The 20,622-nt window shown below is 63.5% G+C and carries 23 protein-coding genes; 10 read left to right on the top strand and 13 right to left on the bottom strand.

Features of this window, described 5'->3' with window-relative positions:
- Nucleotides 1–619 (top strand): TolC family protein (locus tag LQR33_RS19090; protein ID WP_231470105.1); only part of this gene is annotated, 619 nt, incomplete at its 5' end.
- The gene (locus tag LQR33_RS19085) at nt 616–1,563 is read left to right on the top strand and encodes an alpha/beta hydrolase (protein ID WP_231178865.1); all 948 of its coding nucleotides are present in this window, start codon (nt 616–618) and stop codon (nt 1,561–1,563) included. The genes LQR33_RS19090 and LQR33_RS19085, both read left to right, overlap by 4 nt.
- On the opposite strand, the gene LQR33_RS19080 is transcribed toward LQR33_RS19085, so the two are convergent.
- Both LQR33_RS19080 and LQR33_RS19075 read right to left on the bottom strand, forming a co-directional pair.
- The gene (locus LQR33_RS19080; RefSeq protein ID WP_221666258.1) at nt 1,560–1,922 is read right to left on the bottom strand and encodes a YkgJ family cysteine cluster protein; all 363 of its coding nucleotides are present in this window, start codon (nt 1,920–1,922) and stop codon (nt 1,560–1,562) included. The two genes, LQR33_RS19085 and LQR33_RS19080, sit on opposite strands and share 4 nt — an antisense overlap.
- A 97-nt stretch (nt 1,923–2,019) precedes the next feature.
- Complete coding sequence (locus LQR33_RS19075) at nt 2,020–3,261, bottom strand: TIGR03862 family flavoprotein (RefSeq protein WP_231470103.1); 1,242 nt, start codon at nt 3,259–3,261, stop codon at nt 2,020–2,022.
- A gap of 238 nt (nt 3,262–3,499) precedes the next feature.
- Between LQR33_RS19075 and LQR33_RS19070 the strand changes: the two genes are divergently transcribed.
- Both LQR33_RS19070 and dbpA read left to right on the top strand, forming a co-directional pair.
- On the top strand, nt 3,500–5,128 hold the full coding sequence (locus tag LQR33_RS19070) for a methyl-accepting chemotaxis protein (protein WP_231470102.1): 1,629 nt from the start codon (nt 3,500–3,502) through the stop codon (nt 5,126–5,128).
- Between the two features lie 164 nt (nt 5,129–5,292).
- Nucleotides 5,293–6,675: an ATP-dependent RNA helicase DbpA gene (dbpA, locus tag LQR33_RS19065; protein ID WP_166438332.1), complete on the top strand. Its 1,383-nt coding sequence runs from the start codon at nt 5,293–5,295 to the stop codon at nt 6,673–6,675.
- 80 nt (nt 6,676–6,755) lie between these two features.
- Here the strand turns inward: dbpA and tauD are convergent, their stop codons facing one another.
- The 6 genes from tauD to LQR33_RS19035 form a co-directional block, all read right to left on the bottom strand.
- Nucleotides 6,756–7,589, bottom strand: a complete 834-nt coding sequence (tauD, locus tag LQR33_RS19060) for a taurine dioxygenase (RefSeq protein ID WP_231470101.1) — start codon at nt 7,587–7,589, stop codon at nt 6,756–6,758.
- A 29-nt stretch (nt 7,590–7,618) separates the two neighbouring features.
- Entirely contained in the window at nt 7,619–8,467 is an 849-nt protein-coding gene (tauC, locus tag LQR33_RS19055) for a taurine ABC transporter permease TauC (RefSeq protein ID WP_221666262.1), read from the bottom strand.
- Complete coding sequence (gene tauB / locus LQR33_RS19050; protein WP_221666263.1) at nt 8,464–9,249, bottom strand: taurine ABC transporter ATP-binding subunit; 786 nt, start codon at nt 9,247–9,249, stop codon at nt 8,464–8,466. Before tauB ends, tauC begins: the two co-directional genes overlap by 4 nt.
- A 2-nt stretch (nt 9,250–9,251) precedes the next feature.
- Complete coding sequence (tauA, locus tag LQR33_RS19045) at nt 9,252–10,238, bottom strand: taurine ABC transporter substrate-binding protein (protein WP_221667813.1); 987 nt, start codon at nt 10,236–10,238, stop codon at nt 9,252–9,254.
- A 186-nt stretch (nt 10,239–10,424) separates the two neighbouring features.
- A complete protein-coding gene (locus LQR33_RS19040) occupies nt 10,425–11,177 on the bottom strand; it encodes a helix-turn-helix transcriptional regulator (RefSeq protein WP_166438327.1) in 753 nt (250 codons plus the stop codon).
- Nucleotides 11,137–11,670, bottom strand: a complete 534-nt coding sequence (locus tag LQR33_RS19035; RefSeq protein ID WP_166438326.1) for a WbuC family cupin fold metalloprotein — start codon at nt 11,668–11,670, stop codon at nt 11,137–11,139. The genes LQR33_RS19040 and LQR33_RS19035 overlap by 41 nt, the downstream gene beginning before the upstream one ends.
- 143 nt (nt 11,671–11,813) lie before the next feature.
- Between LQR33_RS19035 and LQR33_RS19030 the strand changes: the two genes are divergently transcribed.
- Together LQR33_RS19030 and LQR33_RS19025 are read left to right on the top strand one after the other, a co-directional pair.
- Nucleotides 11,814–12,185: a hypothetical protein gene (locus tag LQR33_RS19030; RefSeq protein WP_166438325.1), complete on the top strand. Its 372-nt coding sequence runs from the start codon at nt 11,814–11,816 to the stop codon at nt 12,183–12,185.
- Between the two features lies 1 nt (nt 12,186).
- A complete protein-coding gene (locus LQR33_RS19025; RefSeq protein ID WP_166438324.1) occupies nt 12,187–12,378 on the top strand; it encodes a hypothetical protein in 192 nt (63 codons plus the stop codon).
- Between the two features lie 108 nt (nt 12,379–12,486).
- Here the strand turns inward: LQR33_RS19025 and LQR33_RS19020 are convergent, their stop codons facing one another.
- Nucleotides 12,487–14,103: a methyl-accepting chemotaxis protein gene (locus LQR33_RS19020; protein WP_166438323.1), complete on the bottom strand. Its 1,617-nt coding sequence runs from the start codon at nt 14,101–14,103 to the stop codon at nt 12,487–12,489.
- Nucleotides 14,104–14,366: 263 nt separating this feature from the next.
- On the opposite strand from LQR33_RS19020, the gene LQR33_RS19015 reads away from it, so the two are divergent.
- Nucleotides 14,367–15,032 (top strand): 7-cyano-7-deazaguanine/7-aminomethyl-7-deazaguanine transporter, encoded by a 666-nt coding sequence (locus tag LQR33_RS19015; RefSeq protein ID WP_221667817.1) that lies wholly within the window; start codon nt 14,367–14,369, stop codon nt 15,030–15,032.
- Between the two features lie 66 nt (nt 15,033–15,098).
- Here LQR33_RS19015 and LQR33_RS19010 read toward each other — a convergent pair whose 3' ends face one another.
- The gene (locus tag LQR33_RS19010; RefSeq protein WP_166438321.1) at nt 15,099–15,497 is read right to left on the bottom strand and encodes a nuclear transport factor 2 family protein; all 399 of its coding nucleotides are present in this window, start codon (nt 15,495–15,497) and stop codon (nt 15,099–15,101) included.
- A gap of 198 nt (nt 15,498–15,695) precedes the next feature.
- On the opposite strand from LQR33_RS19010, the gene LQR33_RS19005 reads away from it, so the two are divergent.
- The gene (locus LQR33_RS19005; protein WP_231470100.1) at nt 15,696–16,727 is read left to right on the top strand and encodes an LLM class flavin-dependent oxidoreductase; all 1,032 of its coding nucleotides are present in this window, start codon (nt 15,696–15,698) and stop codon (nt 16,725–16,727) included.
- Nucleotides 16,728–16,776: 49 nt separating this feature from the next.
- Here the strand turns inward: LQR33_RS19005 and LQR33_RS19000 are convergent, their stop codons facing one another.
- Together LQR33_RS19000 and aqpZ are read right to left on the bottom strand one after the other, a co-directional pair.
- Entirely contained in the window at nt 16,777–17,112 is a 336-nt protein-coding gene (locus LQR33_RS19000) for a c-type cytochrome (protein ID WP_231470099.1), read from the bottom strand.
- A gap of 208 nt (nt 17,113–17,320) precedes the next feature.
- Nucleotides 17,321–18,010, bottom strand: a complete 690-nt coding sequence (gene aqpZ / locus LQR33_RS18995) for an aquaporin Z (RefSeq protein ID WP_081572630.1) — start codon at nt 18,008–18,010, stop codon at nt 17,321–17,323.
- Nucleotides 18,011–18,338: 328 nt separating this feature from the next.
- On the opposite strand from aqpZ, the gene LQR33_RS18990 reads away from it, so the two are divergent.
- Complete coding sequence (locus tag LQR33_RS18990) at nt 18,339–18,905, top strand: YqaA family protein (protein ID WP_221667819.1); 567 nt, start codon at nt 18,339–18,341, stop codon at nt 18,903–18,905.
- Between the two features lie 53 nt (nt 18,906–18,958).
- On the opposite strand, the gene LQR33_RS18985 is transcribed toward LQR33_RS18990, so the two are convergent.
- Entirely contained in the window at nt 18,959–19,207 is a 249-nt protein-coding gene (locus tag LQR33_RS18985) for a hypothetical protein (protein WP_166438316.1), read from the bottom strand.
- A 345-nt stretch (nt 19,208–19,552) separates the two neighbouring features.
- Between LQR33_RS18985 and LQR33_RS18980 the strand changes: the two genes are divergently transcribed.
- A complete protein-coding gene (locus LQR33_RS18980) occupies nt 19,553–20,470 on the top strand; it encodes a SphA family protein (protein WP_158677675.1) in 918 nt (305 codons plus the stop codon).
- Nucleotides 20,471–20,622: the final 152 nt, after the last annotated feature.

Below are 20,622 nucleotides of genomic sequence, written 5' to 3'. Positions count from 1 at the left end.
CGCCTGCTCGGCGCTGCCCCAGTTGAAGCAGCCGCTGCCGGTCGGCGACGGCGCGGCGCTGCTCAAGCGCCGGCCCGACGTGCGCGAGGCGGAACGCAAGCTCGCCGCCGCCACCGCCCGCATCGGCGTGGCCACCGCCCAGCTCTATCCCAGCATCAGCTTGGACGCGTCGGCTGGCTTCACCGGCCTGCTGGAGCACGTGGGAGAAGACCGCACTCGGCGCTGGAGCCTGGGGCCGCTGATCAGCTGGACCATTCCTGACAGCGGCGCCCGCGCCCGGGTGAAGGCGGCCGAAGCCGACGCCGACGCGGCGCTCGCCCATTTCGACGGCGTGGTGCTGAACGCGCTGCGCGAGACCGAAACCGCGCTGACTTTCTACGCCAAGGACCTGGAACGCAACGCCGACCTGCGCTCGGCGCGCGACAACGCCCGCGCCGCCGCGCAAGACAACCGCCGCCTGTACGCGGCCGGACGCACGCCCTACCTGACCAGCCTGGACGCCGACCGCGCGCTGGCCGGCAACGAATCGGCGCTGGCCGCGTCGGACGCGCAACTGGCGCTGGATCAGGTCAACCTGTTCCTGGCGCTGGGCGGCGGCTGGGAGCAGACGCCGCGTTGAACCTCGCAATCGAACAGAACGACAATATGAAACAGGAAGTGATTTTTCTCAGCGAAGACCTGGAACTGGTCGGCCATCTGTACCGTCCCGCGGACTACCAGCCGGAGAAACGCTACCCGGCCATCGTGGTCAGCCACCCGTTCACCGGCGTCAAGGAACAGGTTGCCGGGCGCTACGCCGAACGGCTGGCGCAGGACGGCTATCTCGCGCTGGCGTTCGACACCGCCTACCAGGGCGAGAGCGAGGGCTTGCCGCGCCATCTGGAAACGCCCCATTCGCGGGCCGAGGGGATCAAGTCGGCGGTCAGCTATCTGTCCAACCTGCCCGATGTCGATCCGGAACGCATCGGCGCGCTGGGCATCGCCGCCGGCGGCGGCTACGCGGTGTTCACCGCCCGCACCGACCCGCGCATCAAGGCCGTGGCCGCCGTCAACGCCGTCTGCCAGGGCAGCCTGCTGCGCGAAGGCCTGAACGGCAGCCGCACGCCCGAACAGCTGCAAAGTCTGCTCGCCGCGGCGGCCGAAGACCGCACCGCCCAGGACCGCGGCGAAGCCGCCGCCACCCGCAGCGCGCTGGCGGAAACGGCGCAGGCCGCGGCCGAACAGCCGCAGCGGCTGCTGCGCGAGGCCTACGACTACTACCGCACGCCGCGCGGCCGCCACCCCAACGCGGAAAACCGTTTCGTGGTGTCGGGCCTGGACGCGCTGGCCGGCTTCGACGCCTTCGCCCGCATCGATATGCTGGCCCCGCGGCCGCTGCTGATGATAGCCGGCGCCGACGCCGACACCCGCTACTTCAGCGAGCAGGCCATCGCCGCCGCCGCGGAGCCGAAAGAGCTATGCCTGATCGCCTGGGCCTCGCACTTCGACCTGTACGACCGCGAACCGTGCGTAGCGGCCGCCGCGTCCAAGCTGAAAGCCTTTTTCGACCGGAGCCTGCCCTAGCCCGCCAGCAGCGGCTCCGGCTCATTGGCCGCCGCCGGCGCCTCCCACAGCACGGGCAGGCCGTGGATGGCGCGCGCCTTAAGGCATTGCGCCGAACCGGCCTCCACTTCGCGGCAGGGGCTGGGCCGCAGCGGATAGACGCCACAGCCGACGCTGCCGCCCACCTCGCCCTGCAAGGCGACGCAGCGCGGGCTGGCGGACCAGGTGCCACGCATGCAGCGGGTCCAGTCGTTGAGTTTTTCGGTGAGATGGCCGGGAACCGGGCCGCCGCCGTCATCGGCCTCGGCCCAGTAGAAAGAAACGCGGAAACTGGCGCAGCACGCGCCGCAGGATTGGCAGGGATTGCTTTTTTCACTCATGGCAAGCAAGAAAAACAGGTTGCGGATAGCGCCCAGGATGGGCGGAAAAATGCGATCCGGGTATTTTGTCAGACCTGCCTGCCGCCCTCAAGTAAAACTATCTTGACGCCTCCAGCCAGTCGGCGATGCCCTGCCCCGCCGCGCGGCCGCTAGCGAAGCAGGCGGTCAGCAGATAACCGCCGGTCGGCGCTTCCCAGTCCAGCATCTCGCCGGCGCAGAACACGCCGGGCAGCGCGGCCAGCATCTGCCGCGCGTCCAGCGCGGAGAAGCAGACGCCGCCGGCGGTGCTGATCGCCTCATCGATGGGCCGCGCCGCGGTCACGGTCACGGGCAAGCGCTTGATCGCTGCGGCCAGCAGCGCCGGGTTCTGGAAGCTTTCTTTGTCCAGGCATTCGCGCAGGATGCCGGCGCGCGCGCCCTTCAGATTGAGCCGGCTCTGCAGATGGCTGGACAAGGAGCGCGAGCCTCGCGGATGCGAAACTTCGGCCAGCACCCGGGCTTCGTCCCAGGCCGGGATCAGGTCCAGATAAGCGGTGGCGGAGCCAGCGCGGGCGATCTCGTCGCGCAGCAGCGCCGAGCAGGCGTAGACTAGGCTGCCCTCAATACCGCTCTTGGTGATCACGCATTCGCCCACGCGCTTGAACTCACGCCCGTCGCCACCCTGGAAAGCCAGGCCGATGGACTTCAGCGGCTCGCCTGCGAACTTGTCGGCGAAGAAATCGCTCCACTCGGCGTCGAAGCCGCAATTGGACGGCGACAGCGGCGCGGTGGCAACGCCCTTTTCCTCCAGCCACGGCATCCAGCGGCCATCCGAACCCAGCTTCCTCCAGCTGCCGCCGCCCAGCGCCAGCAGCGTCGCGTCGGCGCGCACAGCCAGTTCGCCGTCCGGGGTGTCGAACTTCAGGCTGCCATCGGCGTTCCAGCCCTGCCAGCGGTGGCGCACATGGATGCGCGCGCCGGCCTCCCGCAGCCGGCTGAGCCAGGCGCGCAGCAGCGGCGCTGCCTTCATTTCCTTGGGAAACACCCGGCCGGAACTGCCGACAAAGGTTTCCACCCCCAAGCCATGCACCCAGGCGCGCAGCGCGTCGGCGTCAAAATCCTTCAGCAGCGGCGCGATCTGCTCCGCGCGGTCGCCGTAACGGCCGATAAAGGCCGGATAGGCTTCGGAATGGGTGATGTTGAGGCCGCCGATGCCGGCCAACAGGAATTTGCGGCCCACCGACGGCATCGCGTCATACACATCCACCGCATAGCCGCGCGCCGTCAGCACCTCCGCCGCCATCAGGCCCGCCGGGCCGCCGCCTATGATGGCGACGCCGCGCCTTGTGCTGTCATTCATGCCCATTCCTTGTATTCCTGTCCCGTTTTCACCATAGCCGTGGCGGCAAGGGCGCGATTGTTGCAGAAATCGGCCGCCAACCCAAGCGCAAGCGTTTTCCTGGCAATGTTTGATCCAGACCAGAAGTCCGGTTCCCATTCTCCATCAGAATCCATACGGCATAGCCGGGACTGTCCGCAATCCGGCCGACAATAACGACGCCACACACAGGAGACGGGGCCCACCACCCCGAAACGCGATGAGAAAATTTTCCGATTGGCCGATCTGGCTGCGCCTGACCGGCGCGATCTGGACCTGTCTGGTGCTGGCCTGGGGCGGGCTGATCGCCTGGGAAACCCAGGCCAGCCGCGAGATCGCCGTGGAGCAGGCCAAGGACCTGGCCCACAGCATGAACGAAATGACCCTGGCCGGCCTGACCGGCATGATGATCACCGGCACCGTCGGCCAGCGCGACGTGTTCCTGGACCAGATCCGCGAGCTGTCGGCGGTGCGCGACCTGCGCGTGATACGCGGCGACGCGGTCAGCAAGCAGTTCGGCCCCGGCAGCGCCGGCGACAAGGCCCGGCCGGGCGACGAAACCGAGCGCGCCGCGCTGCGCGACGGCAAGCCGCACATCCAGATAGAGTCCACCCCGCAGCTGGGCGAGCACCTGCGCGTGGTCTACCCGGCGCTGGCTTCCGCCAACTACCTGGGCAAGAACTGCCTGGCCTGCCATCAGGTGGCGGACAAGACGCCGCTGGGCGTGGTCAGCATGCGCATCTCGCTGGAAAAGCCATACGCGTCCGTCGAAGCCTTCCGCACCCAGAGCATCTTGTTCGCGCTGTTCGCCTCGCTGCCGATGCTGGCGGTGGTCTATCTATTCATCCGCCGCTTCGTCACCCGCCCGCTGCGGGAGATGTCCGATGGCCTGGCCGAGCTGGCCAAGGGCGAAGGCGACCTCACCCGCCGCCTGCCGGAACGCAGCCGGGACGAGATCGGCGTCACCGCCCGCCTGTTCAACCAGATGCTGGGCACCGTGGCCGGCCTGGTGCGCCAGGTCAGCGACAGCGCCGACGCGGTGGCGCTGTCTGCGCGCAGCTTGTCCGACGGCGCCGGCCAACTGGCCGCCAGCTCCCATCGCCAGAACAGCCAGTCGCAGGCCGCCGCCGAGGCGGTGGACCAACTGGCCGCCCACATCGGCGAGATCGCCGGCAAGGCCGAGCACGTCAGCAGCGGCGCAGAGGAGAGCCTGCAGCGCTCGGAACAAGGCCGGCAAAGCCTGCACCGGCTGCAGCGCGAGGTAGGCCAGGCGGAAAGCGCGGTGCAGCTGATGGCGCAGGCGGAGAGCGAGCTGGTCAACTCCACCGCCGTGATCACCCACATGACCAAGCAGGTGCGCGAAATCGCCGAGCAAACCAATCTGCTGGCGCTGAACGCGGCGATCGAAGCCGCCCGCGCCGGCGAGCAAGGCCGCGGCTTCGCCGTGGTGGCCGACGAGGTGCGCAAGCTGGCGGAAAAGTCGGCCAAGTCCGCCAGCGAGATCGACGCCGTCACCGGCTCGCTGAACGACAAGACCGACGCGGTGCGCCAGGCGGTGAGCGCCGGCCTGCAATCGCTGGAAGCCAGCCGCCACGCCACCGACAGCGTGGCCGGCGTGCTGGACGCGGCCAACCAGTCGGTGGCCGAGGTTCGCAGCGGCCTCAGGCAGATCGTAGAGGTGACCGAACAGCAGCGCCGCACCAGCCAGACGGTGAACGAGAACATCGACGCCATCGCCGGCATGGCGCGCACCAACGACAACGACATCCGCCAGACCGTGAGCGCTGCCGAAGAGCTGGAGGCGCTGGCCAAGCGGCTGACCGACTCTGTGTCGCGCTTCCGTGTGTGAGCGCTAAACCCGGCAAAACCGGCTGCATCTGATAAAACAAGAGAGGCAGCTTCCCGCGCCCGGCTCGACCGGGCGTTTTTCCAACCGAAAATGCGCCGGGCATTTGGCCGCGAGCCTCACTGCTGTTACACTGCCCAGCCTTTAGCCAACCGCGCCAAGTCATTGTGAAACCAGCCGCTTTTTCCGCCCTGCCCCTGCCCGCCCCGCTGCTGTCCAACCTGGACAGCCTGGGCTACCACCAGATGACCGCCATCCAGGCCGCCAGCCTGCCCGCCATTCTGGAAGGCCGCGACCTGATCGCCCAGGCCAAGACCGGCAGCGGCAAGACGGCTGCGTTCGGACTGGGCCTGTTGGCCAGCCTCAATCCACGCTGGTTCGGCGTGCAAGCGCTGGTGATGTGCCCGACGCGCGAACTGGCCGACCAGGTGGCGCAGGAAATCCGCCGTCTGGCGCGCGCCATCGACAACATCAAGGTGGTGACGCTGACCGGCGGCACGCCGATGGGTCCGCAAATCGGCTCGCTGGAACATGGCGCCCATATCGTCGTCGGCACGCCGGGACGGCTGCAGGACCACCTGTTCCGCGAAACGCTGAACCTGACCGGCGTGAAGACGCTGGTGCTAGACGAGGCGGACCGCATGATAGACATGGGCTTCATCGAGGAGATCGTCGGCATCGTCCGCGCCTGCCCGAAGACCCGCCAGACCCTGTTGTTCTCCGCCACCTATCCGGAGGACATCCGCAAGGCCAGCTCGCAGTTCCTGAAAAATCCGGTGGAAGTGAAGGTGGAGTCGCTGCACAACGCCGACCACATCGAACAGTGGTTCTACAAGGTGAAGCCGGAGACCCGGCTGGAGACGGTCAGCCGCATCCTGCGCCATCTACGCCCCACTTCGGCGCTGGCCTTCTGCAACACCCGCGAGCGCTGCAAGGAGCTGGTGCGCGAGCTGCAGGAACAGGGCTTCAACGCGCTGACCCTGCACGGCGACCTGGAACAGCGCGAGCGCGACCAGATCCTGCTGCGCTTCGCCAACAAGAGCGCCACCGTGCTGGTGGCCACCGACGTGGCGGCGCGCGGCCTGGACATCAAGGAACTGGACGTGGTGATCAACGTCGACGTCACCCATGATCCGGAAGTGCACATCCACCGCATCGGCCGCACCGGCCGCGGCGAACAGCATGGCCTGGCGCTGACCCTTGCCACCGACAGCGAGGCCAAGCGCCTGGTGCAGATCGAAAACTACCAGCAGGCCGACCTGACCTGGGCCGACGTGGAAGAGCTGACCCCGGCCCCCGGCGGCCCGCTGCTGCCGCCGATGGTGACGCTGGAGATTGCCGGCGGCAAACGCGAAAAGCTGCGCCCGGGCGACCTGTTGGGCGCGCTGACCGGCGACGCCGGCTTCGCCGGCAGCCAGATCGGCAAGATCAATATCTTCGAATTCGCCAGCTTCGTCGCGCTGGAGCGCAGCATTGCAGAGCAGGCGCTGGCCAAGCTGTCGCAGTGCAAGATCAAGGGCAAGCAGTTCAAGATGCGGCTGGTCGGCTAATCCGTCCCGTCGTCATTCAAATGAAAAGGCCATCCCTATGGATGGCCTTTTTGCTGCCTGCAAGACTCAACGCCGCCGAACTAGTACGGCCGGTCTCCCAGTATCGTCGCCCGGTGCATCACCCGCCGCGCCGGCCGGTAGTCGTCCACCGCGTAATGGATGGTGCAGCGGTTGTCCCAGAACGCCACGTCGCCCGGCTGCCAGCGCCAGCGTATGGAAAACTCAGGCCGCGACTGGTGGGCAAACAGGAATTGCAGCAGCGCCTGGCCCTCGGTTTCCGGCAGATCGTTGACGGCGACGGTGAAGCCCTCGCTGACGAACAGCGCGCGGCGTCCGCTTTCCGGATGTATGCGCACCAGCGGATGGCTGATGGGCGGATGCTTGCGCCGCGTTTCGTCCCAGCGGCGGCGGTCGTCGTCAGTCAGGCCGTAACGCGTAAGCGGAAAGGATTTGGCGAAATCATGCACTGCGCTCAAGCCTTCCAGCCTGGCTTTCAGGCTGGCCGACAACGCCTCGTAGGCAGCGATGCCGCTGGCCCACAGCGTGTCGCCGCCCAGCTCCGGCAGCTGCCGCGCCGCCAGCACCGCGCCCAGCGGCGGGGTCTCGATAAAGGTGACGTCGGTGTGCCAGATGGCGTTATCCTGCAAGTCCACCACGTCGGTATCCAGCACCACGATCTCGCGCGCGTCCGGGTGCTGCGGATAGATCGGGTGAGTGTGCAGATCGCCGAAGCGCACCGCGAAATTGCGCTGCTGCAGCGGCGTGATGTCCTGGCTGCGGAAAAACAGCACCTGATGGCGCAGCAATGCCTCGTTCAATGCCCGGCGCTGCTCGTCGTCCAACGGCCGCGCCAGGTCTATCCCCTCCACCACCGCGCCCAGCGCCGGGCTCAGGCGGGTCAATTGCAAACTCATCAGCGTCTTCTCCTTATTATCGTTGTCTATCAGTCGTCTTGTCCGTGCCAAGGCGCCAACCGGCGCTGCAAGGCGCGCAGACCCAGTTCCAGCGCGAAGGCCACCGCGGCGATCACCAGAATGCCCAGCACCACCACGTCGGTGACCAGAAACTGCGCCGCAGACTGCACCATGAAGCCCAGCCCGCGGGTGGCCGCCACCAGTTCCGCCGCCACCAGCGTGGACCAGCCGGCGCCCAAGCCGATGCGGATGCCAGTCAAGATTTGCGGCAGCGCCTCGGGCAACACCACCAGCCACAACAGCTGCGAGCGGCTGGCGCCCAGGCTCTGCGCCGCGCGCAGCCGGTTGCGGCTGACCTGGGCCACGCCGTGGCGGGTGGCGATGACCACCGGAGCCAGGATGGCCAGGAAAATCAGCAGCACCTTGGACAGCTCGCCAATGCCGAACCAGATCACGATCAGCGGCAAATAAGCGAGCGGCGGCACTGGACGATATGCCTCCAACATAGGATCAAGCAAGCCCTGTGCCAGCGGGCTGCGCCCCAGCAGCGCGCCGAGCGGCACGCCCACCGCCACGGCTGCGGCCAGCGCCAGCGCGATACGCTGCAGGCTGGCTTCCAGATGCTGCCATAGCGTGGCGTCCATGAAGCCCTGGCCGGCGACGACGAACAGCTTGCCCAGCACCGCTTCCGGGGCGGGCAGGAACAACGCCGGCACCCAGCCGCTGTGCGCCAGCAGCCACCAACCGCCCAGCAGCAGTGCCAGGCTGGCCGCGCCCAGCCATAGCCGGGATGGTTCGCGTCCCCGCCTCGGGCCACCCTCGATGCGAGAGGAAACGGACAGCAACTCCTGTTCCGCGGTAGTTTCGACGCCGCTCATGCCCATGCCTCCTGTCGGCACTGGGCGAACACGTCGGCCAGCAGTTGCTCTCGCAGCGCGATGAATTCCGGATCGGACTTGATCGCCCGCGCGCTGTCGCCGGCGCGCCAGCGGCGGCTGAACGGCGGGCGCAGCGTCTTGACGATGCGGCCCGGCCCCGGCGACATCAACACCAGCTCGGTGGCGAGGAACAGCGCTTCCTCGATGTCGTGGGTGATCAGGAACACGCTGCTGCCGGACCCCGCCCACACCTTGAGCAGCAGCTCCTGCATCTGCTCGCGGGTGAAGGCGTCCAGCGCGCCGAACGGCTCGTCCATCAACAGCGCGCCAGCGCGGCCGGCCAAGGCGCGGGCGATGCCGACGCGCTGCTTCTGCCCGCCGGACAATTGCCAGGGATAGCGGGCGCCGGCCTCGGCCAGGTCCACCTGCTCCAGCGCACGCTCGGCCAGCGCGCGGCGCTCGGCGCGTGGCACGCCGCGCAGGCGCAGGCCGAAAGCGACGTTGTCCAGCGCGCTCAGCCACGGCAGCAAGGCGTGCTGCTGGAACACCACCGCGCGCTCCGCGCCCGGCCCCGCCACCGGCGCGCCGCCGAAGCGCACGCTGCCGGAATTGGGAAACTGGAAGCCGGCAAACAGATTGAGCAAGGTGGTCTTGCCGCAGCCCGATGGCCCCAGCGCCACCGCCAGCTCGCCCGGCCCCACGCTCAGCGACACACCGTCCAGCGCCGGCTGCACTTGGCCGGGATAATGGACCGACACCCTGTCTGCGATCAGCGCCGCCATGCTCACCTCGCCGTCTTGACGAAGCGGTTGGTCACGTAGGGGCCGTAGTCCGGCTGCAGCGACTCCACCTTGCCCTGCGCCTTCAGAAAGGCCGCGGTCTTGCCCACCGCCGCCACGAACGGCGATTGCAGCAGCGCGGCCTGCTCGTCGCGGCCGAGGAAGCGGTTGCCCTTCAGCCCGGCCACCACGTCCGGCGCGGCGGCGCCGGTCAGCCGGCTGATCTTGGCGATGTTGGACGCGTTGGCGATGAAGGCCTGCGGATTGGCTTGGTAGCCGGCGATGGCGTCCAGCGACACCTTGGCGAAGCGGGAGACAAACTCGGGATGGGCGGCGGCGAAGTCCTTGCGCACCACCCAGATGTCGTAGGTGGGCGCTCCCCACTTGGACACCTCGGCCGAACTGGTCAGCACCGCGCCGCTGGCCTTGATCTTGCCCAGCGCCGGGTCCCAGACATAGGCGGCGTCGATGTCGCCGCGCTGCCAAGCGGCCGCGATCTCGCCGGGACGCAGGTTGAGGATCTTCACCTTGACAGGGTCCACGCCCCAGTGGCGCAGCGCTGCCAACAGGCTGTAATGGGTGGTGGAGACGAAGGGCACCGCCACCTTCTTGCCGATCAGATCTTGCGGCTTGGCGATGCCGCTGCCCTTGCGCGCCACCAGCGCCTCGGCCGAGCCGATCTCGTCGGCCACAAGGAAGGTTTCGAGCGGCAGGCCGCGGCTAGCGGCGGCCGCCAGCGGGCTGGAGCCGATATTGCCGATGGCCACGTCGCCGGACGCCACCGCGGCGATCAGGTCGGCGCCACTGTCGAACTTGCGCCAATTGATGCGGCTGCCAGTGGCTTTCTCGTAAGCGCCGTCGGCCTGCGGCACCTTGGTGGGGTCAATGCCGGTCTGGTAGCCGACGGTGACGGCGTCTGCCGCCGCGGCGACGCCCGAAACGGCCAATGCGGCGGAAAGGATCAGTTTGATAAATGCGCGCGGTTTCGCCATGGCTTGTCCATTTGGTACGAGTTGGAAATACCGTTCCAATCTAACAAGCGAACCGTCACAGGCTAAATGCTGATTTATAAAAAGCTTTACACTTTATTGAATATACCCAATGACCCGCGCTATGCTTCACAACAAAAGCAACAGAAAATTCAACTTAACAGCTCATATAAATTCACAGAGGGATAACTAACTGGGCATGCGTAACGGTATCAAATTATGAACTGCAGCCCGTTCCAATAACTGACTGGTGGTATTGACGTCGAATTTAACATACAATCTATCGCTAATCGCTGTCTGCACTGCCCGAACTGAAATATCTTTCCCATGAAGAATCGACAGTATCTTTGCTATCTCTTTAGGCGATTTATAAATAGATAGATAGTAAATGATTTCGCTCTCTCGACTACTCAAGCTGATTTGCCGCCTACTTATTCCATCACTTCGCTGGCTCAATCCAACACGCTGCTCAACGATAGATAGCTTAGTGTGTTGTACCTCATTCATAAACTTGCCAACCAAATCAGCCAGTTGCAAGTGCAGCTTATCAATGCTTCTCTCGCGCTCTATCTCCTGCAACCTCCTCTCAATCGTCACATCCTTACAAAAACCAACAAGCCCCGTGATTTTTCCATCTTGCACAATTGGGTGCTTGATAGTTTCAGACCAAACCACCTCACCATCTCCAGATGGAATCTGCTCCAACCTGGATACTGTCTGCCCAGTTTCTAAAACCTGTCGATCATCCCTCTCGAATTGCTCCCAATTCCGAGCCCAGGGCAAGTCGACATCTCGCCTTTCAAGGAGGCTCTCGATATTTTCAACATCAACCATATCCAAGAATTTCTGGTTGCAACCCATGAAATATCGTTCAGCGTCCTTCCAAAACGTCGGGACAGGGCTACAATTTATAATCTGAAAATACTTGTCCGTCTTGTCCATACTGCCTTCCAATATCCGCACTCTTAAGCCAGGTGACAAAATCACCCACCTCGACGCTCCCCTCATCCGGAGCCCAACTAGCAAATGTTCTATCGGCCTCTGGCCGCCCATAAACAAACCTGCAGTTTCTTACTTCAAGATACGCACAATCAGATAAAGGTATATAACTGTGATACTGATTAGACTGTATCTCCATTATGCGATTACTGTACTGCCCCATTTCAACCTTGTTCAATATTTTGCCTAAATCATCAAAGATGACAATAAGCATCTCCCCTGAAATCCATGTTACCAACTCCCACTGATTATCACTTTCATGCTTATGCGGTTTAATATAAGAGTCCGACGCCATGCAGTTTACAAAACGCTGCGGAACTTCGTCGTAACTATCGTGAACAAGTATTGGAATACGCCTCCTAGGCGCCCCCTTGCTTTCCTCGATGACAGTTCCGATGTAGTCATTGCTGATAAGTTTGGATTTTATTGTCTGCATGTTGATTGTTCTTTGTAGAACTATTTGCAAAATATTGTCATAATAACATATCCTAACAACATGGGGAACAGTTGTTATTGCGCCATAAAAAATACTTCACGCATATAAAATTCCATCACCTCCGCTTGTTGGAATTTACCTCCATGAATCCAGAAGAATATGCATACAAACACCCTTCCTGTATAGGCTTGCTATCTTTCAAGAATGCGTTCGCCCAAGTGGTTGCTCAGCACGTTTCCTCTTTACCTGATGAGGAGCTGCTCCAGCTTGAGGCATGTTCATGGCCGCATGGCAAGATCGCCGATATGATCTGCATAGACGAGGTATCGGTTAGCGATATGTTGGCATCTCCGTTTTATCAGCCCAGAGTATCTGTTATCGCTTACATCGACCTCAAACCGGTGCTCTACTACAACGGAGCTGGCATCTACCAGTGGAGCGATACGCTAGATCAGCAATGCCTCAGTTACTGGCTTACCTACCCAGAGCTGCCGCCAGGCTGGGAGCTTAACTAACATGGTGATCGATTTCCCTCAGACAAGGAGTCTTCGGCTGGAAAACAAAGACGACTGCCATGACTCCATCGTGCTGCTTGCGGGCTATTCCAGGTCCGCAGAAATCAACAGCGGGGAGATTGAGTGCTACAAGGTTAGCCACGCGGATATAGCCTTGATCCGCGATGCCTTCAAGCGCGCCGCGTCCGGCTAAGCAATTAATCCTGGCTTGCTTATCGCTTTTCCTGCAAATGCTTCCGCCAAAAGAAAACAGGGCCTTGCGGCCCTGTCGGATCTTCCCCGATCCCTGTCATTGTTCGGTTTACACTTTGTACTGCGCCACCGTGCGCTGGATATTTCCGGCCTGCTCGCGTAGCTCGCGCGCGGAATCGGCCGAATCGGACGACGCCTTGGAATTGGCTTCCGCCATCTGCGCGATCTGCTCCACCTTCTGGGCGATGGTGTTGCTGGCGCTGCCTTGCTCGACGATGCTGTCTGAAATTTCGCCGATCAGCAGCATGCTGTGCGAGGAGTTGGTCTTGATCTGCTGGATGGTGTCCCCGGCGTCGCGCGCCTTCTCCGCCTCTTCGTTCACCCGCTCCACCACCTGCTGCATGCCCGTCACCGCGGCCTGAGTGCCTTGCTGCATCTTGTCTATCACCGCGGAGATTTCAGTGGTGGAGCTGGCGGTGCGCTCGGCCAGCTTGCGCACCTCATCCGCCACCACGGCGAAGCCACGCCCCATTTCGCCGGCCCGCGCGGCTTCGATTGCGGCATTCAGCGCCAGCAAATTGGTCTGGTCCGCAATGTCCTTGATCACGCCCAACACGGTGGCGATGGTGACGCTGTCCTCGCGCAGCTTGCCGATGCGGTCAGACGCCTCGCCCACCGATTCCGCCACCGCGCTGATGCCGTCCACCGTGCCCAGCATCACCCGGCTGCCGTGGTCGGCTATCTCGCCGGCCTCCTTCGCTTGATGGTTGGCCTCCCTGGCCCGGTCGGCCACATGATTGATGCTGACCGTTACCTGCTCCACCGCGGCGGCCATCGCCGAAGCGGACTCGCTCTGCTGCACCGAGCTGGACGCGATGTCGCCGGACGAGTTCACCATGTGGATGATGGAGCCTTCCATGTCCTCCACGCTGCGGCGGATTTCCTGGAAGCTCTGCTGCAGACGGCCCATCAGCTCATTGAACGAGCTGCCTATCTTGCCTATTTCATCCATCCGCTTCACCGGCGCGCGCAGGCGGAAATCCAGCGAGGTGCGCACAGACTGCATCGTGTCAAGCACCTGCTCCAGACTGCTGCGGATATTGAGGAACAGATGGCCGCTGAGCCAGCCGCACACCAGCACAGCTAGCGCCACCAATATCGTCGACTGCCACCAGGCTGCCTGATAAGCGGCAGTATTGTCTTTACTCAGTTGTTCGGCCAGCTTGTAATTGAACTCGATATGGTCGATCAGCGCCTGGTTCAACGCCTTGGCCTCGTTGGACATGTCGCCGGTCATCAGCTTGTCCGCCGCCGCCACGTTATTGTCCTGGACCAGCTGCAAATACTTGTCGCGCTGCTGTCGATACATTTTCATGTCATCGCGGTCAACCTGCAGCAGCTTGCGGTCGGCGTCGTTGGAAACCAGCTCTTTCTCGTATTTGTCCAGCGCCGCATCGAAACGCTTGTCCAGATCCGCCAGCGCGGCGAACTCAGCCTTCTTGGCCGCCGGGTCCGACAACGCCACGCTGCGCGCCAGCGTCAACCTCACGTCCGCCAGCGCTTCCTTAGCGTCATCTAGGGTATGGATGCTGGGAAAGGTGTTGATCTTCATGTAATCGAAGCGATCATTGGCCTGCTGCTGCTTCCACAGCCCCTGCACGCCCAGTGCCAGCATCACCAGCAATGCCAGCACGGTGGTCAACAGCAGTCTCTTCGTAATGGTCATGTCCTACTCCTTGCAGGCCCGGCGCGTCGAATTCGATTACGAGAATTTACTTAGAATATTTATAGCTTTCTTTGTCCAACAAACAACAAGTCATTCTGCATGCCGCCATTCAGATATAAGCTGGAAATGGCCTTGATTTTGCAGAAAATATTTTCATGTATAGACAAAAAGCGGTATCATCACGCCCCTCTGTCGCCGGGCCATGGGCCTCCGGCGGGTATTCACTGGGTTCCCTCACCCCATTCAGCAAAAAGGATGCATCAATGTTTGCCTTTACCGACCGGCAGCGCCTGTCCGCTCTGATACAGCTGTCGATGTTCCACATCGCCATCATCGCCTCCAGCAACTACCTAGTGCAGCTGCCGATCACCGTCTTCGGCTTCCACACCACCTGGGGCGCGTTCACCTTCCCGTTCATCTTCCTGGCCACCGATTTGACCGTGCGCATTTTCGGCGCGCCTTTGGCTCGGCGCATCATCCTGGCGGCGATGGTGCCGGCGCTGGCGATCTCCTACCTGGTGTCCACGCTGTTCTATCAGGGCGCGTGGCAAGGCTTCCAGGCGCTGGAGCATTTCAACCTGTTCGTCGCCCGCATCGCCGCGGCCAGCTTCGCCGCCTACGCGCTGGGCCAGATCCTGGACGTGCAGGTGTTCAACCGGCTGCGCCAGCTCAAGGCCTGGTGGGTGGCGCCGGCCGCCGCGATGTTCTTCGGCAACATCAGCGACACGCTGTCATTCTTCTTCATCGCCTTCTACAAGAGCAGCGATCCGTTCATGGCCGCCAACTGGGTGGAGATCGCCCTGGTGGACTACAGCTTCAAAGTGCTGATCTGCATGCTGTTCTTCCTGCCCATGTACGGCGTGGTGCTGAAAATGATAGTGAAGCGCCTGCTGCGCGCCGGCGTCGGCGAGCAGCTGCAGCCGGTCTGACCGCCTGGACAAAGCAAAACGGCCAGCCTCCCTCCGGAGCTGGCCGTTTTTCATCGCGCATAGCGATCAGGGACGCATCGCCTCCCACACCTTGGCGCTGTCGACGATCTGCTCGAACTTGACGATCTTGCCATCTTTCAGCGTGTAGACATGGGCGAAGGACGCGGTAAAGCTCTTGCCGGTGGCGCGATAGGTGCCGTGGTAAAAGCCCTGGGCGACCACGTTGTCGCCATCCACATAGTAATGATCGACCGCCGCGCGATAGCCGTCCCACTCGCCGCCCAGCCGCTGGAACACGTTTTCCACGATGGCTTGCGGACCGACATAGGTGCCGGCGTACGGAAAGCCCGCCGCCTCGGTCCATTCCGCGTCCGGCGCCAGCGCCGCCAGCAGGTTGCGGCCATTGTCTTCGGATTTGCCTTCGTAAGTGGCGCGGACAATGTCCAGATTGCTGCGATTCGTCATGATGCTTGCTCTCTCAAACAGGAATGGTTCTCAAATATGGCCGTACCCAGATAATTCAAGACAGCTCTTTCATACCATACGCACCGGAAGGCAACTATCCCACCTGAAAGTGCCTACTTCTGACGAACGGCGCCGCTCCGTATACTGGCTTCATCTCGCGCAGGCGCCGTCCGCGCGCGCCAACACAGGCTGAATTGAATGACATCCTCCGCATCTCCCCGCCTATCCATGCTGGAGCTGGCGCCCATCGTCGCCGGCGGCGACGCCGCCCAGGCCCTGCGCAACAGCGCGGCCCTGGCCCGCCACACAGAGCAACTGGGCTACACCCGCTTCTGGGTGGCCGAACACCACAATATGGCCGGCGTGGCCAGCTCCGCCACCGCGGTGATGATAGGCCACATCGCCGCCCACACCGAGCGAATACGGGTCGGCTCCGGCGGCATCATGCTGCCCAATCACGCGCCGCTGGTGGTGGCCGAGCAGTTCGGCACGCTGGCTACGCTGTTTCCCGGCCGCATCGACCTGGGCCTGGGCCGCGCGCCCGGCACCGACCCGCTCACCGCCCGCGCGCTGCGCCGCGACCGACTGGGCGCCGGCGACGATTTCCCGCAGCAAGTGGCGGAGCTGCGCGGCTACCTGGGGCCGGAACAGCCGGGCCAAGCCGTGCGCGCCATTCCCGGAACCGGCACTAACGTGCCGCTATGGCTACTGGGCTCCAGCCTGTACGGCGCCCAGCTGGCCGCGCAGCTGGGCCTGCCTTTCGCTTTCGCCGCCCACTTCGCCCCGGCCCAGCTGCATGAGGCGCTGCAGTTGTACCGCCATCTGTTCCAGCCTTCCGCCACGCTGAGCCAGCCGTACGCGATGGCCTGCATCCCGGTGCTGGCTGCGGACAGCGACGAAAAAGCCCAGCGGCTGGCCACCACGCCGTACCAGAAATTTCTCAATCTGATCCGCGGCGACCGCCGCCCGCTGCCGCCGCCGGTGGACAGCATGGACGGCCTGTGGAGCCCGCGCGAGGAATTCTCGGTCCGCAGCGAATGGCTGGGCGCGGCGGTGTTCGGCGGACCGGAAACGGTGAGGGCCGGGCTGCAAAAGCTGCTGGACGAGACCGGCGTGGACGAAATCATGCTGTCGGTCGACTGCCACGACTTTGCCGATCGGCTGCGCTGCTGCGAGATCGTCGCCGACCTGCTGCCGCGGCTGAGCGCGGCCAAGACTGCGCCGGCCTGACAGGCATGCGTCCAGATGTCTGGAGCGGGCCGAATGCCGCCCGCGCTTCTCAATGCAGGGTCTTGAGATAGGCTTGTATCGCGTCCACTTCTTCCGTGGTGGGCGGTTTGCCGTGATCCTCTTTCAGACTGCTATTGCCCCAATGAGGCATAGGCGCCTTCAGCGCCTTGCCCTCGTCATCCACGCCCTCCAGCACGGCCCTCTCGAATAGCTGCTTGCGCCATTTGCTGGCGTCTCCCGCCAAACGCGGCCCAGTCTTGCCCTGAGCGTGTGTTCCATGGCAAACCGCGCAGTTTTGCTGGTAAAGCGCCTTGCCGTCCGACGCCGCGGCTATCAGAGAATAGAAACAGGAGCACGCCAGAATCATCGGAACATGAAATCGCATCGGGACCTCCGGACTGACGGAAATGGCCGCCGCGCGGCCTGAGCTTTATTGATAGACCAGCGCCCCTGCCCATGCCCGCCGGGGAGCTATCGCAACATCAACAACCCACCTGACATACCCTGAACAACGCGGAACAGGCGGCACGCGGGCAGCTACTTAGCGCGAAAAAAAACCGCGGCCTAAGCCGCGGTTGCGGGATGGCGGGCAGCTACTCCGACTCGCCGGCGATCAGGCGGTATACCTTCGCGCCCAGCACCGCGCCGATGATGGGTGCCAGCCAGAACAGCCACAGCTGCTGCACCGCCCAGCCGCCGACGAACAAGGCCACGCCGGTGCTGCGCGCCGGATTGACCGAGGTATTGGTAACCGGGATGCTGATCAGGTGGATCAGGGTCAGCGCCAGGCCTATCGCCAACGGCGCGAAACCGGCAGGCGCGCGCTTGTCGGTGGCGCCCATAATCACCAATAAGAAAAACATGGTCATCACCACCTCGCACACCAGAGCCGCCAGCAGCGAATAGCCGCCCGGCGAATGCTCGGCGTAGCCATTAGAGGCAAAACCCTTGGCCACGTCGAAGCCGGCCCCTCCGCTGGCGATCACGTACAGCACCGCGCCCGCGGCGATGGCCCCCAGCACCTGCGCCACGATGTATGGCCCCAGCTGCCCGGCGGGAAAGCGCCCGCCTGCCCACAAGCCGATGGATACCGCTGGATTCAGGTGGCAGCCGGAAATGTGGCCGATCGCGTAAGCCATCGTCACCACCGTCAGGCCGAAGGCCAGCGCCACGCCGGCGAAACCGATGCCCAAGTTGGGAAACCCCGCCGCCAGCACCGCGCTGCCGCAGCCGCCCAGCACCAGCCAGAAAGTGCCCAGAAACTCCGCGCCATATGATTTCATCGTCTTTCCCCCTTCAGGTTTCGAAAAGACCAGGCGTCCAGTCCTCGATTCGCCATGCCAAGCATCTTTATGCGTGTCGGACGCCTGATCGCACGCCGTTTAACCATAGCAAATGCAAAAGGCCAGCATGCCCGCGCCATCCGACGCTGCAAACTGGCCTAAATTCCTGACCTAATCTTTCCCGGCGAGATTGCCGGATCGCGCGGATGTCGGCAGGGCTGCCTACCCGGCCGCCGCGCAAGCGCCGCCCTTACCACGCGACGCGCGGCGAAACCCCGGCCGGGCGGTGCTATCATCGACGGCCACCCACAAGAACGAACCCGCCCCTATGGAAGGACTGCTCGACTGGCTGCTCGGAACCCTGGCCCTGCCCAAAGTGGGCCTATCGGCCATTTTCATGATCAGCCTGATATCCGCCACGCTGCTGCCGCTAGGTTCCGAACCCGCCGTATTCGCCTACATCAAGCTCAGGCCGGACATGTTCTGGCAGGTGATCGCCGTCGCCACGCTGGGCAACACCCTGGGCGGCATGATCGACTGGTGGATGGGCTACGGCGCCAAGGTGGCGCTGCTGCGCTATCGCCTGCGCCGCAGCCACCGCGCGCACGCGCACCCGCATGCAGAATCGGCAGGCCGCCCGCCGCGCAGCGGCAAGCCCGCGCTGAGCCCGCGCTACTTCCGCTGGATGCGCAAACGCGGCGCGCCGATGCTGCTGCTGTCCTGGCTGCCGGGCATCGGCGACCCGCTGTGCACTCTGGCCGGCTGGCTGCGCATCCCGTTCTGGCCCAGCGTGTGCTACATGGCGATCGGCAAATTCCTGCGCTATGTTCTCACCACCGCCGCCCTGCTGTGGGTGCCGGACGATTTCTGGCGGGGTTTGGGGCAGTGGTTTTGAGGCGGGGCGGCGTTTTGGCTGCAGCCAAATCCGATTGAGAGCGGCGCTCGTCCTCAATCCCAGCCGAAAAGATAGGCCGGCTCGCTCAACTCGGCCAGCATCTGGCGGATGGTGGGACAGGCGGTGCCCTCCTCGTCCTCCACTGGCACATCCAGTTCATCCTCCGCAATCGGAGCGACATCCTCGATAGTCAGATCGGTCTCGCCTGCCAGCTCCTCCAGCACGGCCAAAGCCTCTTCCGCGGAACCAGCGGCGACGATATCGTTGCCGCCAACCTGATAAGCCTTCAACGGCTGCTCCATCCCTGCTTCCCTCATTAATGGTCTACTCATTCAACCGCCCCCTGCGCGGGGCCGGGTTTGCTAACTACAACGCTTTTCATGCGCATTCGCATCCCGGCACATGATATTCCTTTTACCGACATTTTCCGATCCGTCCACGCCGGAAAATCCGCTCTCCCACGCATGCGGGGAGGACATTCCGTCCATGCATGCCCCTCTGTCCACAATCCATGATCATGGCCTACTCGCAAGCGCCACCTCTTTGGAATGCGCAGCCTATACTCAGTTTGCCTAACGCCAAGCCTGCATACAGTTGCCCAGCATGCCGCCAACCACCAAGCAAAACCGAACAGGGACACTTTCAGGATGAAACCAGCAAAAATGATCGCGCAGGCCGCGTCCGTCGCCATCGCCTGCCTATTGCCGCACTCCAGCGCCAATGGTCAGGAGCTGTGGGATCCTCATCTGCGCGGCGTCAACGAAGGGCTGGCCGCAGGCGTGCTGCCGCCGAAAGGCGTCTATGGCGTGCTGAACAACTACTGGACCTGGGTGGACAAATACGACCACAACGGCGACAAGACCGGCCTGCGGGTCAGAGCGCTGATCGAATTGCCGGAAGTGCTGTGGTCGACGGGACTCAAGGTGTTCGGCGCCGACTACGCCGTGGCCATCGCCCAGCCCATCGACTACACCACGCTTAGCGGCGATGGCCTGCCCCCCAATGGACGCTGGGGCACCTTCAACACCATCCTGGTTCCCGGGCAGCTGTCCTGGGCCTTGCCCAACAACCTCCACCTCAAAGCCAGCCTGGCGGTATACCTGCCCACCGGCAGCTCATCGCCGCGCCGGCTGCCGAACGGCACCTACCTCGGCGCCGCCAACGGCTTCTGGACACTGCAGCCCGGTTTGGCGCTGAGCTGGCTGCACAATGGCTGGAACCTGAGCATGGACGCCACCTACGCCTACAATTTCCGCAACCCGGACACCCAGTACAAGTCCGGTCAACAGCTGGCCATCGACTACACCGTCGCCAAGACCATAGGCAAATGGACGATAGGCCTGGGCGGCTACCAGGAAAACCAGCTGAGCGACGACTCCGGCAGCGGCGCGGCCGCCTGCGCGCAGACCGGCGGCTGCCGCGCCAGCAACTACGGCATCGGCCCGCTGCTTGGCTATCAGCTTGGCAAAGTGAAGCTGATGGCGATCTACAACCACGGCTTCCGCACCACCAGCGATGTCGGCGGCGACTCTTTCAATCTGCGGCTGAGCTTCCCGTTCCAGTAGCGGAGGGCCTTCTTCGCTGCCGGAGGGCTGAAAACACGCCAACCTTACCGGACCGACTATGCAAGAGCCGCTTGACGTGAAAGACGGTATCTACGGCCCTTCGCAAGCCTAGCCCAACTTACGGCCCTGTTTGACGTGAAAGACTGTATCCC

This window comes from Chromobacterium piscinae, from assembly GCF_021129175.1.
Taxonomy (GTDB): domain Bacteria; phylum Pseudomonadota; class Gammaproteobacteria; order Burkholderiales; family Chromobacteriaceae; genus Chromobacterium; species Chromobacterium piscinae.
The sequence above is the reverse complement of the archived record's forward strand: the minus strand, read 5'-3'. Positions and strand labels throughout refer to the sequence as shown.

Excerpts from the sequence above, each read along its gene's own strand:
- LQR33_RS19080 (WP_221666258.1), bottom strand. The coding sequence starts at position 1,922 with ATGAGTGAAAAAAGCAATCCCTGCCAATCCTGCGGCGCGTGCTGCGCC.
- LQR33_RS19075 (WP_231470103.1), bottom strand. The coding sequence starts at position 3,261 with ATGAATGACAGCACAAGGCGCGGCGTCGCCATCATAGGCGGCGGCCCG.
- LQR33_RS19070 (WP_231470102.1), top strand. The coding sequence starts at position 3,500 with ATGAGAAAATTTTCCGATTGGCCGATCTGGCTGCGCCTGACCGGCGCG.
- tauD (WP_231470101.1), bottom strand. The coding sequence starts at position 7,589 with ATGAGTTTGCAATTGACCCGCCTGAGCCCGGCGCTGGGCGCGGTGGTG.
- tauC (WP_221666262.1), bottom strand. The coding sequence starts at position 8,467 with ATGAGCGGCGTCGAAACTACCGCGGAACAGGAGTTGCTGTCCGTTTCC.
- tauB (WP_221666263.1), bottom strand. The coding sequence starts at position 9,249 with ATGGCGGCGCTGATCGCAGACAGGGTGTCGGTCCATTATCCCGGCCAA.
- tauA (WP_221667813.1), bottom strand. The coding sequence starts at position 10,238 with ATGGCGAAACCGCGCGCATTTATCAAACTGATCCTTTCCGCCGCATTG.
- LQR33_RS19040 (WP_166438327.1), bottom strand. The coding sequence starts at position 11,177 with ATGGACAAGACGGACAAGTATTTTCAGATTATAAATTGTAGCCCTGTC.
- LQR33_RS19035 (WP_166438326.1), bottom strand. The coding sequence starts at position 11,670 with ATGCAGACAATAAAATCCAAACTTATCAGCAATGACTACATCGGAACT.
- LQR33_RS19030 (WP_166438325.1), top strand. The coding sequence starts at position 11,814 with ATGAATCCAGAAGAATATGCATACAAACACCCTTCCTGTATAGGCTTG.
- LQR33_RS19025 (WP_166438324.1), top strand. The coding sequence starts at position 12,187 with ATGGTGATCGATTTCCCTCAGACAAGGAGTCTTCGGCTGGAAAACAAA.
- LQR33_RS19020 (WP_166438323.1), bottom strand. The coding sequence starts at position 14,103 with ATGACCATTACGAAGAGACTGCTGTTGACCACCGTGCTGGCATTGCTG.
- LQR33_RS19015 (WP_221667817.1), top strand. The coding sequence starts at position 14,367 with ATGTTTGCCTTTACCGACCGGCAGCGCCTGTCCGCTCTGATACAGCTG.
- LQR33_RS19010 (WP_166438321.1), bottom strand. The coding sequence starts at position 15,497 with ATGACGAATCGCAGCAATCTGGACATTGTCCGCGCCACTTACGAAGGC.
- LQR33_RS19005 (WP_231470100.1), top strand. The coding sequence starts at position 15,696 with ATGACATCCTCCGCATCTCCCCGCCTATCCATGCTGGAGCTGGCGCCC.
- LQR33_RS19000 (WP_231470099.1), bottom strand. The coding sequence starts at position 17,112 with ATGCGATTTCATGTTCCGATGATTCTGGCGTGCTCCTGTTTCTATTCT.
- aqpZ (WP_081572630.1), bottom strand. The coding sequence starts at position 18,010 with ATGAAATCATATGGCGCGGAGTTTCTGGGCACTTTCTGGCTGGTGCTG.
- LQR33_RS18990 (WP_221667819.1), top strand. The coding sequence starts at position 18,339 with ATGGAAGGACTGCTCGACTGGCTGCTCGGAACCCTGGCCCTGCCCAAA.
- LQR33_RS18985 (WP_166438316.1), bottom strand. The coding sequence starts at position 19,207 with ATGGAGCAGCCGTTGAAGGCTTATCAGGTTGGCGGCAACGATATCGTC.
- LQR33_RS18980 (WP_158677675.1), top strand. The coding sequence starts at position 19,553 with ATGAAACCAGCAAAAATGATCGCGCAGGCCGCGTCCGTCGCCATCGCC.